The sequence below is a fragment of the Lysobacter hankyongensis genome (genome assembly GCF_039543145.1).
In the GTDB taxonomy this organism is placed as follows: Bacteria; Pseudomonadota; Gammaproteobacteria; order Xanthomonadales; family Xanthomonadaceae; genus Lysobacter_I; species Lysobacter_I hankyongensis.
This window is the reverse complement of the sequence record NZ_BAABJE010000023.1, coordinates 72,539-86,483: the sequence shown is the minus strand read 5'-3', so window position 1 is coordinate 86,483 and position 13,945 is coordinate 72,539. Positions and strand designations below refer to the sequence as shown.

The window sequence follows — 13,945 nt, the reverse complement described above, 5'->3', positions numbered from 1 at the left end:
CGCCGAACGCGCAAGACAGGTTCACCGATTCCGCGTCACCGCAGCACCTACAACCCAATTCACCCAGTCGTATCCAACGAGGAAGCTGTCATGGCTGATACGAGACTGCAGGCAGTGGCCACTGCCGAACATCGCCCGGGGCGTCCGTCCCCGGGCATCCGGAACACCGGGACGGCGGATGCCGCACCTGTGTCCCCAGGCCTCCACGGCTCGAGCCCGCATGGCTCGGCCGCGCCGCCCGTGATGGGCGGCCCAGCCAGCGCGCCGGCGCCGGCCCACGTTTTCGCCCACCCCTCCCAGCCCTCGCACCCGGTCTCCGTCCGGGTCGGTCCAGCGTTGCGCTCCGGCGTCCCCCGCCCGAGCCGGCCATCGCGGACCGGGCGCTTCCGCGCACGCCATGCCCGTTGTCTTGGGGATGCGTGGCCGTGCGTGTCGCGGGAGATCGCCGCAGCCCTGCGGGACAGGGGTCCGATGGGCGCGGACCGCGATTCTTCCGTCGTCGCGCACTGAGGTCGCGACGGTCGCGGATCGAGGGTCGGCGTTCATGCGCACGATGCGCCGCGCTGCCGACAGCCACCGCGATCGTTCCGTCTTCCGTGCCGACGCGGTGCGGTCCGCACGCCTCGCGAAACGGATTCCCCCCGTCTCGCCAGCGTCGCCCGTCCCGTACGAATCGCGCGTCCGTATTTTTCACGTCTTTCCGCGTCATCGTCGCAGACCATCGAGTTCATGGACGCGACCCGCATTCCCGGGTCGCATCGATATCCTTCCGGAGCAGAGAACGTCATGCCGAATTACGTCATCACCGAAAGCGTCGGCAACCGCGTCGAGCGGGTCAACAGCTATCGCGATCTGGAAAAGCACCACCCCAGCAGCGGCCGCGAAGCGGGGCGCGAATACCGCACCATCGACGGCGAACTCGAAGAGGTGCGCACCCGCAACCGCACCGAACCGCACGTCAAGAAGGACTTCATCATCGACCCGCCGACGATTCCGGCGCCGGCGTCGGGCACCATCCGCGTGCTCAACGACGACTGGAACACGGTGCAGATCGTCGACGACAACGGCCGGGTGCTCGCGCAGTCCCTGCACATGGCGCGCGGCAGCCAGCCGGCGAACGGCAGCCGGATCGAGTACGGCCAGCCGATGGGGCGCATGGGCGATGTCGGCAGCCCGGGATCGGTGCATGCGCACGTCGAAGCGCCCGCGGCCGTCTTCGAGCGTTACATCAACGACATCACCAGTGGCCGCATCCAATCCAACGGCGCTGTGCGTCCGGGAACGGGCGCGGTCAATGCCGATCCGATGGCCGACGGCGTGCTGAAGCACGGCGAGCGCGGCGATGCGGTGACGCGCCTGCAGGACGCGCTGAACAAGGCCGGCATCCGCGACGAGAACGGCCAGCCGCTGCCGACCACGGGCTACTTCGGCGACAAGACCGAAGCCGCGGTGCGGAAGTATCAGGAACAGAAAGGTTTGGAAGTCGACGGCAAGGCCGGCAACGACACCCTGACCGCGCTCGGCCTGAAGCAGGGCACGCAGCCGCCGCGTCCGCAGACCGCCGATCCGCAGCCGCAGCAGACGCCTCAGCCGCAGACGCCGCAAGCACAGACGCCGCAGTCGCAGACGCCGGCCAACCCGGACGCGAAGGCGAACTTCGCCGCCAGCGAGTTCCTCAAGTCGCAGTCGCCGGAAGTGCGCGCGTATCTCGATCTCGTGGCCTGGAAGGAAGTGCATCAGTCGCTCAACGCCGACGGTTCGCCCGCCGGCTATCGTGAGCGCAACGGCGTGGCCGGCAGCCGCGGCCTGATGCCCGAATCCGCGATCGCCGACAACGGCACCCTGCCGCGCGACGAGCTGCGCTACAACGTCGGCCGCTATCAGATGAAACAGGTCGACGTCGACGACATGCGCAAGCGCTACGACGGAAAAATCGACGATTTCTCGCCCGAGAGCCAGGATCGCATCGCGGTCGCGAAGATGAACTATCGCGGCGTGATGGCGCCGCTGCAGAACGGCGACATCCGCACCGCGATCGAACGCGGCGGCAAGGAATGGGCGTCGCTGCCGGGTTCGCCCTACGGTCAGGTGCAGGCCGGTTACACCGTCGACAAGGCCGTCGATTACTACAACGAACGGCTGGCGTTCCATCGCGCGCTCGACCGCGGTCAGACGCCGCCCGCGCGCACGGAAAACGGGGCGACCCCGGGGCAGAGCGGCGGGATCGGCGACACGCTGTTGTTGAAGGAAGAACGCGGCGAAGGCGTGCGCCGCCTGCAGGACGCGCTGAACAAGGCCGGCATCCGCGACGAGAATGGCCAGCCGTTGCCGACGACGGGCTATTTCGGCGACAAGACCGAAGCGGCGGTGCGCAGGTATCAGGAACAGAAGGGCCTGGAAGTCGACGGCAAGGCCGGCGAGAACACGCTGAAGGCGCTGGGCATCTTCCCGGGCCAGACGCAAACGCCTGCGCAGCCGAAAGCGGAGACGCCGACGCCCGCGCAACCCGAGCAGGCCACGCCGCAACCGACGCAGCCGCGCGCCGACACCCCGACCCAGCCCCAGCCCACGCAGCCGCAGCCGAATGCGCCGCAGCAGCCCAACGCGACGATTCCCGCGAACGTGGCGGCGAGTGAAGGCATCCTGCAGCAGGGTTCGACCGGCCCCGAAGTGGCGAAGCTGCAGGCGATGTTGAACAACCAGGGCTATCGCGGCCCGGACGGCCAGCCGATTCCCGCCAACGGCACCTTCGACGCGGCGACGACGCACGCGCTGAAGGCGTTCGAGCGCGACAACGGAATGGACCCGAACGGGATCGCCGGTCCGAAGACGCTGGAAGCGCTGTCGAAGGCGGAGCAATCGCCGAAGCTGTCCAACCCGAATCACCCGGACAACGCGCTGTACCAGCAGGCGATGAAGGGACTGGAATTGATGCCTGCGGGCACGTTCAAGAATGCGCAGGAGCGCGAGAACGCGGCGGCGACGATCGCGTTCGAGGCGAAGGTGTCGGGCCTGAGTCAGATCGACCACGTGAAGTCTGCGGGCAACAACGCCGGCTTCTTCGCGGTGCAGGGCGGTCTGGAAGATCCGACGAACAGGCGCGTTTACGTGGATCGCGAACAGGCGGTGCAGCAGACGGTGCAGCAGAGCAGCGAGATGGCCCGCCAGCTCGCGCAGCCGCACGGTCCGTCCGATCCGCAGCAGGAACAGCGCAGCCGAGGTGTCATGACGGCCTGATCGTATGGGTCATGTTGCAGGGAACGGTTTGCCGCCGTGTCGATACAGGGCAGAGCGCGAACACCCACGACGCATGCGATTCCACGAGGACCCCATGAAGTTCCATATGATTTCCGATTCCATCCGCCATCCGCTTCCCGCGCGCTTCACGGCCTTGCTGTCGCTGTGCTTCGCACTGTCGGCCTGCGAGCGCGGGTCGACGTCGGTCGCGACGCCGACTCCCGCTACAAGTGCGGCAGCCTCTGCCACTGCTGTCGCGGAGACTGTCGTGCTGCCGGATGCGGAGCCGTCGCCATCGTCGCCGATCGATGAGAAGCCAGTGCGCGCCGCTCTGGATGCTTTCGTCGCGAGCCCGCGCGGATGGGACGTCTTCGGGCGCCTTGCCGGCGTGACTTGGCACCAAACCGAGCCGGTTCCGGCGCCCGGCGCATACGGTGCCGAAGATACCCGCACGCGCACCGGCAAACTGCCATGGACCGATACCGCGACTCGTCCGTCCGACGTCGCATCGGAGGATCAGGCCGGCATCACCCTCATCGGGCGCGAATCGGTCGAGTCCGTCGCATTCCGCAAATTCAGGCCGTCCACCGACTACGAAGCTGCGATCCGTGCCCAACTCGGCGATGACGTGCGCTTGAAGCTGATCGCCGATCGCTGCGCCCGCGTCTATGGCACGCGTCGCGCCAACCGCCGCGGTACCGCTTTCTACGAACTGCACCTGGGTCCGGCAGCGCCCATCTACATGGAAGGCAACGCCGACTCCGACACAGGCAAGCTCGGCCCCGGCTATACCACGTATGAATTCACCCGCATTCGTCCGGATGCGCGCATCGCCGATATGGGCTGCGTCTCCCACTGATCCACATCAACTGCAGATCGACCACACAGTGATTGCAACGAGAGAACGAAATGGCCGAGCATCCTGAAAAATCCGTACAGACCGCGAACGACTACGCCGCCGGTACCATCGGCAGCCTCGACGATGCCTGGACCCGGCGTCTGATCGCGTCCGTGGTCGATACCGAGAGTTACGGCGGCAATCTCGATGCGCACAACGGCTATGGTTATTACGGACGTTATCAGGCGGGTGCGGGCTGGCTGGTCGAAGCGGGGTTGGTGGATCGCGAGAAGTACCAGGCGGCGCTCGCGGCCTCCGGCTTCGAGAGCGAATGGGACTGGGGCGTGGATGGCGGAATGAAGACATTCCTGAATGATCCCGCGAACTGGAACAACGATCTCAGCCTCGACAAGTACCTCGCGTCCGCCGAGATGCAGGATCAGGCGTTTCAGACCGTTTCCAGCGCGACCTACGATACGGCGGTGCGCGAAGGGGTGCTCAACGCCGACACTCCGCCGAATGTGGTCGCCGGCTTTCTCAAGGCCCGCCATCTGGGTGGATACGAAGGTGCCATCGATGCCGCCCAGGGGCGCGGCAACGTCGCGGATGATTTCGGCACGACCACCGGCAAGTACTACGACGATATCGCCCGCAACAACGACGGTTTCGACCAGCACTTCGTGCCGGACTTCGAGAGAACCCAGACCTATCTGACGATCGACCCGATGCGCGATCGCATGCTCGAGCACGGCGAGCATGGCGAGTCGGTGGCGCGCCTGCAGCAGGCGCTGAACGATGCCGGCATCCGCGACGCCGATGGAGAACCGCTGCAGGCCGATGGCGACTTCGGCGGGAAAACCCGCGACGCGGTGCGCCAGTATCAAGCGCAGCAGGGGCTCGACGTCGATGGCAAGGCTGGAAGGGACACGCTGACTGCGCTCGGAATCTACGATGAGTTGAGGGCGATGCCCGCTGAAGTGGCACCGACCGAAGCGGCAGCCCCCGTCGACGCAGCGCCCGTCGACGCAGCGCCCGTCGAGGCAGCCCCCGTCGAGGCAGCCCCCGTCGAGGCAGCCCCCGTCGAAGCCGGCGGCAGCAACTGGCCGGCGCCGGGCAACTACGTCATCAACACCAAGGACCAACCCGGTGAGGGCGGGGGTGAATTCGGTGAGTCCCGTGACGGCGGCAAACGCGAGCACAAAGGCATCGATATCGTCGGCGAGATCGGGGATCCGATCGAGGCTTTCCGCCCGGGCGAAGTCATTCAGGTCACGGAGGGCCACCCCGATGCCGGCAACTACATCGTCATCGACCATGGCGACGGATTGACGAGTCGATATCTGCATCTGGACACGATCAATGTGACAGTCGGCCAGAAGGTCGACGAAAACACGGTCATCGGCACGATGGGCCGCAGCGGCAATACGCCCGATGAAGGTGACACCCATCTGCATTTCGAAACACGCGAGAACGGTAGTGCGGTCGACCCGCGCAAGTATCTCGACGCTCCGCCGCGCGCGTTGCTGGATCATGGTGATCAGGGCGCGGACGTCAGGCGCTTGCAGGAAGCGCTGAACGCAGCCGGTATCCGCGACGAGGAAGGGCAGCCATTGAAGGCGGACGGCGACTTCGGCGACATGACCGAAGACGCCGTGCGGAAGTACCAGGAGCGGGAGGGCCTTGGTGTCGACGGCATCGCCGGAGCGGACACGCTGAAGTCGCTGGGCATTTATCCGGGTCAAGAACCCGTGACGGCACCGCCAGCGGAGGAAACGTCACCGCAGCCGCCGCAGGAGGACGCTGTGCCGCCGTCGTCGGAATCGCCGCCGCCCCAGGAAGACGCTGGCCCGCCTGTGCCGCCGCAGGAGTCTCCCGCGCCTCCGGTGCCGCCGACGGCGGATGAGGCGCCGGTTCCGGATGGCCAGCCGCCACAGGAAGAAGCTCCGCCTCTGCCGCCGACGTCGGAGTCGCCTGCGCCGCCGCAGGACGCTCCCGCGCCTCCGGTGCCGCCTGGGGTGGATGAGGCGCCGGTTCTGGAAGGGCCCCCGCCACAGGAAGAAGCTCCGCCTGTGCCGCCGACCTCGGAGTCGCCTGCGCCGCCGCAGGATTCTCCCGCGCCTCCGGTGCCGCCGAAGGCGGATGAGGCGCCTGTTTTGGAAGGGCCGCCACAAAGGCCGCCGCAGGAGGAGGCCGCCCCGCCAAGCCCGCCCCCTGCACCAGAGCCCCTGACCGGTATTTATCAGGACGGCGATCGTGGAGAGACCGTGCGGAAGATCCAGGAGCGCCTCAACGAGCGCATGGGGTTGGATATTCCGGTTGATGGCATCTATGGCCCGCTCACCGAGGCCGCCGTCACGCTGTACCAGCATCAGAACGGGTTGCGGGTGGATGGCATCGCGGGCCCCGAGACCTTGGGCAAACTCAATGAACCCGTGCGCGCTGCCGCTGCGTCGAATATCGATGCGTCTTCCGAGTCGGTGCCGCCTTCGCGCACACCGCCTGTGGAGGAGATGCGGAAAGCCGACGCGTCGCCCGAGCCGCAGCCGAACACGCCCACCCAGCCGAACGCGACGATTCCGGCGAGCATGACGGCGAGCGAAGGCGTCCTGCAGCAGGGGTCGACCGGCCCCGAGGTGGCGAAGCTGCAGACGATGTTGAACAACCAGGGCTTCCGCGGCCCGGACGGCCAGCCGATTCCGACCAACGGGACCTTCGACGCGGCGACGACGCACGCGCTGAAGGCGTTCGAGAAGGAGAACGGCATGGACCCGAACGGGATCGCCGGTCCGAAGACGCTGGAAGCGCTGTCGAAGGCGGAGCAGTCGCCGAAGCTGTCGAATCCGAACCACCCGGACAACGCGCTGTATCAGCAGGCGATGAAGGGTCTGGAACAGATGCCGGCGGGGACGTTCAAGAATGCGCAGGAGCGCGAGAACGCGGCGGCGACGATCGCGTTCGAAGCGAAGGTGTCGGGCCTGAGCCAGATCGACCACGTGAAGGCGGGCGGGAACAACGCCGGTTTCTTCGCGGTGCAGGGCGGCCTGGAAGATCCGACGAACAAGCGGGTGTACGTGGATCGTGAACAGGCGGTGCAGCAGACGGTGCAGCAGAGCACGCAGCTGATGCAGCAGAACACCCAGAACCAGCCGCAGGCGCCGGCGCAGGACACGACGCAGCAGCGCGAAAACACGCAGCGGGGCGCATTGCTCGCATGAAATCGAATGCGATGACGGAATGCGCGATGACGGTTCGGAAACGCCGGAGTATGGTGCCAGGGACGGCTTCTCCGCGTCCGCGGATTGCGGACGGGCGAGGCGTTTCCCACCGGACAGGCCATGCCAACGAGGACCCGATGACATCGAGAACAACGCCGATTCCGACTTCCTTTCCGGCCGCGCGCCGCATCGATGCATCGCGCGCCGCGATCCTCGCGCTGTCGCTGTGCGCGGCGCTCGCCGCATGCGACCGCAGTGCCGCGCCGACGACGGTCGCGCCGCCCGCAGCGACGGTCGACGCACCCGCGGCGGCGCCTGTCGCCGATGCATCGGTCGCGTGGATGCCCGGTGTGGACACCACCGTGCCGTCGCCTGCGGCAGAGGCGGTGCTCGCCGCCGCCTACGGCGCGAAGGCCGATGCGGCGTTGCCCGATGGACGACAGGCCGCGTTCTGGCGCGGATACGCGTATCGCGCCGGCGGGCAGGCGCGTTACACCGCTTTCGTCGATACGGTCGCTCCCGGCGAGAACGGCATGCCGCAGCCGGAAGATCAGGCGGAACTCGCGCAGATCACCTACACCCTGCGCGACGGCGCCTGGCAAGCGGGCACGCCGCAGACCGATGTCGGTCGCTTCGGCGGCATGGGCCGCGCGCCTGAAGCCGATGCCGGACGCGTCGAACTGACCTACACCGTCGCGCCGGACAAGGCGTTGCTCGCGCTGCCCAGCGCGACGGTCGCGACCGGCGGCGTGCGCGTCCGCGCCTATGAGCTCTTCCTGTACGCCGGTGCGGACGGCGCATGGCGCCATGTCGGCACCGTGCAGTCCGGCGTGGACTACAGCGCCAGTTGCCGCCAGGGGCCGTCCACGCCCGACACCGAATGCGTGCGCAACAGCGGCAGTCTGCGTTTCGACGCGTCCGCCGCCGGCGCCATGCCCGACATCACCGTGAATTTCACCGGCAGTACCCGCGGCGACGACGGTGCGATCCGTCCCGCCGGTTCCGCGGATACCCGGACCTACCGTTACGACGCGGCCACCGCGACGTACGCCGACAGCACCGCCCGGTAACCCGCACACCCACGCTTCCAGACCACGCAGACCGAGACAGGAGATCCCATGCGCGATTATTCCAAGCAGGAAGTGCTCGACATCGTCGACAACGCCGCACGTACCCACAACATTTCGCGCGAAGATTTCCTGCGCTTCACCGCGATCGAAACCGGCTTCACCTACAACGAAGCCGCGATCAACCGCAGCAGCGGCGCGAAGGGGCTGTTCCAGTTCCTGCCCGACACCGCGCGCCAGTACGGCATCGCCGGGCGCGAGCTCGATCCGATCGCGAATGCCGATGCCGGCGCACGGCTGTACATCGACAACCGCAACGACATCATCGCCAGCCACGGCCGCTCCGGCCGTGACTATCTGTCCGGCGAAGCGCAGCCCAACGGCTTCGATCTGTACATGGCCCACCAGCAGGGCGCCTACGGCTATCGTTCGATCCAGGCCGCGCTGGATCCGAATTTCAACCGCTTCTTCAACGACACCGACACCCGCGGCAACATCCTCGCCAACATCGGCGACGACGTCGAACGCTTGACCGGCGTGCGCAGGAACCAGCTCTCGGGCCTATCGGACCGCGATCTCGCGCAGACCTTCGTCAATTACTGGGAAACCAAATACAACCGCATCGCGATTCCGGAAAAGGGCATCGAACCGATCGATGCCAGCCAGCCGAACCGCACCACGCCCGGCGCGACGCCGGCGTCGCCGGACAGCGGCACCGTGCGCGACACCCTGCTGTTGAAGGAAGAGCGCGGCGAAGGCGTGCGCCGCCTGCAGGACGCGCTGAACAAGGCCGGCATCCGCGACGAGAACGGCCAGCCGTTGCCGACCACGGGCTATTTCGGCGACAAGACCGAAGCCGCGGTGCGCAAGTATCAGGAACAGAAAGGCCTCGAAGTCGACGGCAAGGCCGGCGAGAACACGCTGAAGGCGCTGGGCATCTTCCCGGGCCAGACGCAGGCCCAGCCCACGCCGCAGCAGCCGGCCCCGCAGCCGCAGCAGCCCGCACAGACCGGCGGCAACACCTGGCCGGCGCCCGGCAACTTCACCGTCAACCGCGCCGACAAGCCCGGCGAGGGCGAGGGCGAATTCGGCACGCAGCGCAGCGGCGGCCGCAATCATGCGGGCATCGACATCAGCGGCCGCGTCGGCGATCCGATCGAATCCTTCGGCCCGGGCCGCGTGATCTTCAGCGGCACGATGCGCGGTTACGGCAACACCGTCGTGATCCAGCACGACAACGGCCTGCAGACCCTGTACGGGCATCTGGATTCGCGCAGCGTGGACGTGGGCGCGCGCGTGACCGAGAACACGCGCATCGGCACGATGGGACGCAGCGGCAACACGCCGAGCGGCGGCGACACTCATCTGCACTTCGAGACCCGCGAGAACTCGAACGGCGTGGTGCTCGGCGGCACTGCGGTCGATCCACGCAAGTACCTCGAATTCCCGCCGCGCACGCTGCTGGTGCATGACGATCAGGGCCCCGACGTGAAGCGCCTGCAGGAAGCGTTGAACAAGGCCGGCATCCGCGACGACCAAGGCCAGCCGCTGCCGACCACCGGTTTCTACGGCGACAAGACCGAAGCGGCGGTGCGCAAATACCAGGAACAGAAGGGACTGGAAGTCGACGGCAAGGCCGGCGAGAACACGCTGAAGTCGCTGGGCATCTTCCCGGGCCAGGAACAGACGCAGACGCCGGCGCAGCCGCGGGTGGACACGCCCACGCAGCCGCGCGCGGACACGCCGGCGCAACCCCAGCCGACCCAGCCGCAGCCCAATCCCAATACGCCCACGCCTGCGCAACCCGAGCAGGCCACGCCGCAGCCGACGCAACCGCGCGCCGACACCCCGACCCAGCCCCAGCCCACGCAGCCGCAGCCGAATGCGCCGCAGCAGCCCAACGCGACGATTCCCGCGAACCTTGCGGCGAGCGAAGGCATCCTGCAGCAGGGTTCGACCGGCCCCGAGGTGGCGAAACTGCAGACGATGTTGAACAACCAGGGCTTCCGTGGCCCGGACGGCCAGCCGATTCCGACCAACGGCACCTTCGATGCGGCGACGACGCACGCGCTGAAGGCGTTCGAGAAGGAGAACGGCTTGGATCCCAACGGGATCGCCGGTCCGAAGACGCTGGAAGCGCTGTCGAAGGCGGAGCAGTCGCCGAAGCTGTCGAATCCGAACCACCCGGACAACGCGCTGTATCAGCAGGCGATGAAGGGCCTGGAACAGATGCCGGCGGGGACGTTCAAGAATGCGCAGGAGCGCGAGAACGCGGCGGCGACGATCGCCTTCGAAGCGAAGGTGTCGGGCCTGAGCCAGATCGACCACGTGAAGGCGGGCGGGAACAACGCCGGTTTCTTCGCGGTGCAGGGTGGCCTGGAAGACCCGACGAACAAGCGAGTGTACGTGGATCGCGAGCAGGCGGTGCAGCAGACGGTGCAGCAGAGCACGCAGCTGATGCAGCAGAACACCCAGAACCAGCCGCAGGCGCCGGCGCAGGACACGACGCAGCAGCGCGAGAATCCGTCCCGAGGCACCTTGGTCGCGTAAGCGACGACCATGGCGGGGAGGACGAAGGGCCGTCGAGAGACGGCCCTTCATTTTTTGACGCGAAGCCGTCGAAAGACGGCCCTTCATTTTTGACGCGAAGCCGTCGCGAAACGGTTCTTCAGTTATCCGCATGCCCGTCCGGGCATGCGCGATCAGCGCAGCAGTTCGTCGATCATCGTCGCGTGGCGCTGCGCCTGGGCGTCGCGACGCAGGCGGCTGGCGGTGAAGATCGCGCACATGTCGTCCACCGCGGTGTCGAAGACTTCGTTGACGATCACGTACTCGAATTCGCCGTAGTGGGACATTTCCTCGCGCGCGGCGGCGAGGCGGCGCGCGATGGTCTCCTCGCTGTCCTGCCCGCGCTTGCGCATGCGTTCTTCCAGCGCCTGGCGCGATGGCGGCAGGATGAAGATGCCGACGGCATCCGGCACGTGCCGCCGCACCTGCTGCGCGCCCTGCCAGTCGATCTCCAGCAGAACGTCGCGACCCGCGGCCAACTGCGGTTCCACCGATTGCCGCGCGGTGCCTTTCAGGTCTCCGTGCACGTTGGCCCACTCGAAGAAATCGCCGGCATCGATCATGCGCTGGAATTCTTCGACGCTGACGAAGTGATAGTGCTGCGCGTGGCGCTCGCCCGGGCGCATGCCGCGCGAGGTGAACGAGATCGACAGGGCGATGTCCGCGAAGCGCGCCAGGCAGGCGTTGACGATGCTGGATTTGCCGGCGCCGGACGGCGCCGCGACGATGAACAGGGTTCCACGCATGGCTGGCTTCGCTGCTCCGGGTTCGCTGCTTCGGATGGTGTGGGGCGGTCGCTCGGGGGGAGGGGAGTGTAACCCGCCCGCGGCGCATTCGACCCGCGGCTCACTCGATGTTCTGCGCCTGCTCGCGGATCTGGTCGATCAGCACCTTCAGCTCCACCGCCAGCGCCGAGGTGCGCGCATCGACCGACTTGGAACCGAAGGTGTTGGCCTCGCGGTTGAATTCCTGGAGCAGGAAATCGAGGCGGCGGCCCGCCGATTCCTTCTGCTTCAGCACCCGGCGCAGTTCGGCGATGTGGCTGTCGAGCCGATCCAGTTCCTCGTCCACGTCGAGTTTCTGCAGCGCCAGCACCAGTTCCTGTTCGAAGCGGCCGGGATCGAGCGGCTGCGGCAGATCGGCGAGCCGCTTCTCGAGTTTCTGTTTCTGTCCCGCGCGGATCGCCGGCATCAGCGTGCGTGCGTCGGCGGCGTGTTTCGCGATCGCATCGACCCGCTCCAGGATCACCGCGGCCAGCTTGCCGCCTTCGCGTTCGCGCGCTTCGACGAACTGGGTCAGCACCTCGTCCAGCAGCGACAGCGCTTCGGCGTGCAGCGCCGCCGGATCTTCCGCGTTCGATTGCAGCACGCCCGGGAATTTCAGCAGTTCCGTCATCTCCACGCGCATCGCCGGGAAGTGTTCCTGCAGGTTGCGGCCGAGCGCGGCCAACTGCGCCACCCGCGCGGCGTTGAGCTGCAGCGCGTCGTCGCGATCGTCGCCGCGCAGGCGGAAGCCCAGTTCGAGCTTGCCGCGCGAGAGTCGCGCCGAGACGCGCTCGCGCAGCGCGGGTTCGGCCGCGCGCAGGTCGTCGGGCAGGCGCACGCCGAGTTCGAGGAAGCGGTGGTTCACGGCGCGCAGTTCGCAGCCGAGCGTGCCCCAGGGCGTCTGGCGTTCGCCGGCGGCGAAGGCGGTCATGCTGCGGATCATGTGGCGGGTCCTCGAACGATCGGGTCCGCCGGTGCCGGCGGGGGCGCCATTGTCCGCTATCGGCGCGGCCTTGTGCGTCGTAGCCGTCCCGGCCGCGCCCGATCGCATGGCCGGGGACGCGTTCGGGGCGGATGCTAGACTGCCCGGCTTTCCCGAAGGTTTCCCGCGCATGAGCATCGCCCGTCCCAGTGGCCGCACCCCCGAGCAACTGCGCGAGGTCCGGATCGAGCGCGGTTACACCCGTCATGCCGAGGGTTCGGTGCTGGTGTCCTTCGGCGAGACCCGGGTGCTGTGCACCGCCAGCGTCGACAACAAGGTGCCCGGATTCCTGCGCGGCAAGGGCGAGGGCTGGGTGACCGCCGAATACGGCATGCTGCCGCGCGCCACCCATTCGCGCAGTGACCGCGAGGCCGCCCGCGGCAAGCAGGGCGGGCGCACGCTGGAGATCCAGCGCCTGATCGGCCGCGCGCTGCGCGCCTGCGTCGATCGCAACGCGCTGGGCGAACGCACCATCACCCTCGACTGCGACGTGCTGCAGGCCGACGGCGGCACCCGCACCGCGGCGATCACCGGCGCCTACGTCGCGCTGGTCGATGCGGTGCGCTGGCTGCAGAAGCGCAGGGACATCGCGCGCGATCCGATCCACGGTGCGGTCGCCGCGGTCTCGGTCGGCGTGTATCGCGGCGTGCCGGTGCTCGATCTCGATTACGCCGAAGACAGCGACTGCGACACCGACATGAATGTGGTGATGAACGACGGCGGCGGCTTCATCGAAGTGCAGGGCACGGCCGAAGGCCATGCCTTCCGCCGCGACGAACTGAATGCCCTGTTGAACCTGGCGGAATCCGGCATCGCCGAACTGTTCGCCGCGCAGCGCGCGGCGCTGGCCGGTTGATCCGGACGACGGCGCGCGACGCATGAACCGGCGACACCTCGGCTGCATCGCGATCGTGGTCGACGACTACGATCGCGCCATCGATTTCTACACCGGCGCCCTCGGTTTCGAACTGCGCGAAGATTCGCCGCGCGGCGACGGCAAGCGCTGGGTGCTGGTGGCGCCGCACGGCGCGGAGACCGCGCTGCTGCTGGCGCAGGCCGCGAACGACGTCCAGCGTGCGCGCATCGGCGACCAGACCGGCGGGCGCGTCGGTTTCTTCCTGCATACCGACGACTTCCGCCGGGACCACGCCGCGATGTCGGCGAAGGGCGTGCGCTTCCTCGAAACGCCACGCGAGGAGGCATACGGCACCGTCGCGGTGTTCGAGGATCCCTACGGCAACAAGTGGGACCTGCTGGAGCTGCGCTCATGACGG

General features: G+C 67.7%; 9 protein-coding genes. 7 read left to right on the top strand and 2 right to left on the bottom strand.

The genetic code is table 11. The annotated features are described in order from the left end of the window. Positions 1 to 786: 786 nt before the first annotated feature. The 5 genes from ABD974_RS17505 to ABD974_RS17485 all read left to right on the top strand — a co-directional run bounded on the left by ABD974_RS17505 (position 787) and on the right by ABD974_RS17485 (position 10,907). Positions 787 to 3,237, top strand: a complete 2,451-nt coding sequence (locus ABD974_RS17505; RefSeq protein ID WP_345304631.1) for a peptidoglycan-binding protein — start codon at positions 787 to 789, stop codon at positions 3,235 to 3,237. Between the two features lie 94 nt (positions 3,238 to 3,331). Then, positions 3,332 to 4,096, top strand: a complete 765-nt coding sequence (locus ABD974_RS17500; protein ID WP_345304630.1) for a hypothetical protein — start codon at positions 3,332 to 3,334, stop codon at positions 4,094 to 4,096. Between the two features lie 50 nt (positions 4,097 to 4,146). Then, positions 4,147 to 7,290: a peptidoglycan-binding protein gene (locus tag ABD974_RS17495; protein WP_345304629.1), complete on the top strand. Its 3,144-nt coding sequence runs from the start codon at positions 4,147 to 4,149 to the stop codon at positions 7,288 to 7,290. Positions 7,291 to 7,427: 137 nt separating this feature from the next. Next, positions 7,428 to 8,360, top strand: a complete 933-nt coding sequence (locus ABD974_RS17490) for a hypothetical protein (protein WP_345304628.1) — start codon at positions 7,428 to 7,430, stop codon at positions 8,358 to 8,360. A gap of 48 nt (positions 8,361 to 8,408) precedes the next feature. Further along, the gene (locus tag ABD974_RS17485) at positions 8,409 to 10,907 is read left to right on the top strand and encodes a peptidoglycan-binding protein (protein ID WP_345304627.1); all 2,499 of its coding nucleotides are present in this window, start codon (positions 8,409 to 8,411) and stop codon (positions 10,905 to 10,907) included. Positions 10,908 to 11,059: 152 nt separating this feature from the next. On the opposite strand, the gene gmk is transcribed toward ABD974_RS17485, so the two are convergent. Both gmk and ABD974_RS17475 read right to left on the bottom strand, forming a co-directional pair. Further along, positions 11,060 to 11,671, bottom strand: a complete 612-nt coding sequence (gmk, locus tag ABD974_RS17480; RefSeq protein ID WP_345304626.1) for a guanylate kinase — start codon at positions 11,669 to 11,671, stop codon at positions 11,060 to 11,062. A 100-nt stretch (positions 11,672 to 11,771) separates the two neighbouring features. After that, entirely contained in the window at positions 11,772 to 12,632 is an 861-nt protein-coding gene (locus ABD974_RS17475; protein WP_345304625.1) for a YicC/YloC family endoribonuclease, read from the bottom strand. A 169-nt stretch (positions 12,633 to 12,801) separates the two neighbouring features. Here ABD974_RS17475 and rph point away from each other — a divergent pair, with 169 nt between their 5' ends. Together rph and ABD974_RS17465 are read left to right on the top strand one after the other, a co-directional pair. Beyond that, positions 12,802 to 13,527 carry a ribonuclease PH gene (gene rph, locus ABD974_RS17470; RefSeq protein ID WP_345304624.1) on the top strand — a complete coding sequence of 242 codons (726 nt, stop codon included), beginning with the start codon at positions 12,802 to 12,804 and terminating at the stop codon, positions 13,525 to 13,527. Positions 13,528 to 13,549: 22 nt separating this feature from the next. Next, complete coding sequence (locus ABD974_RS17465) at positions 13,550 to 13,942, top strand: VOC family protein (protein ID WP_345304623.1); 393 nt, start codon at positions 13,550 to 13,552, stop codon at positions 13,940 to 13,942. The last annotated feature ends 3 nt before the right edge of the window (positions 13,943 to 13,945 follow it).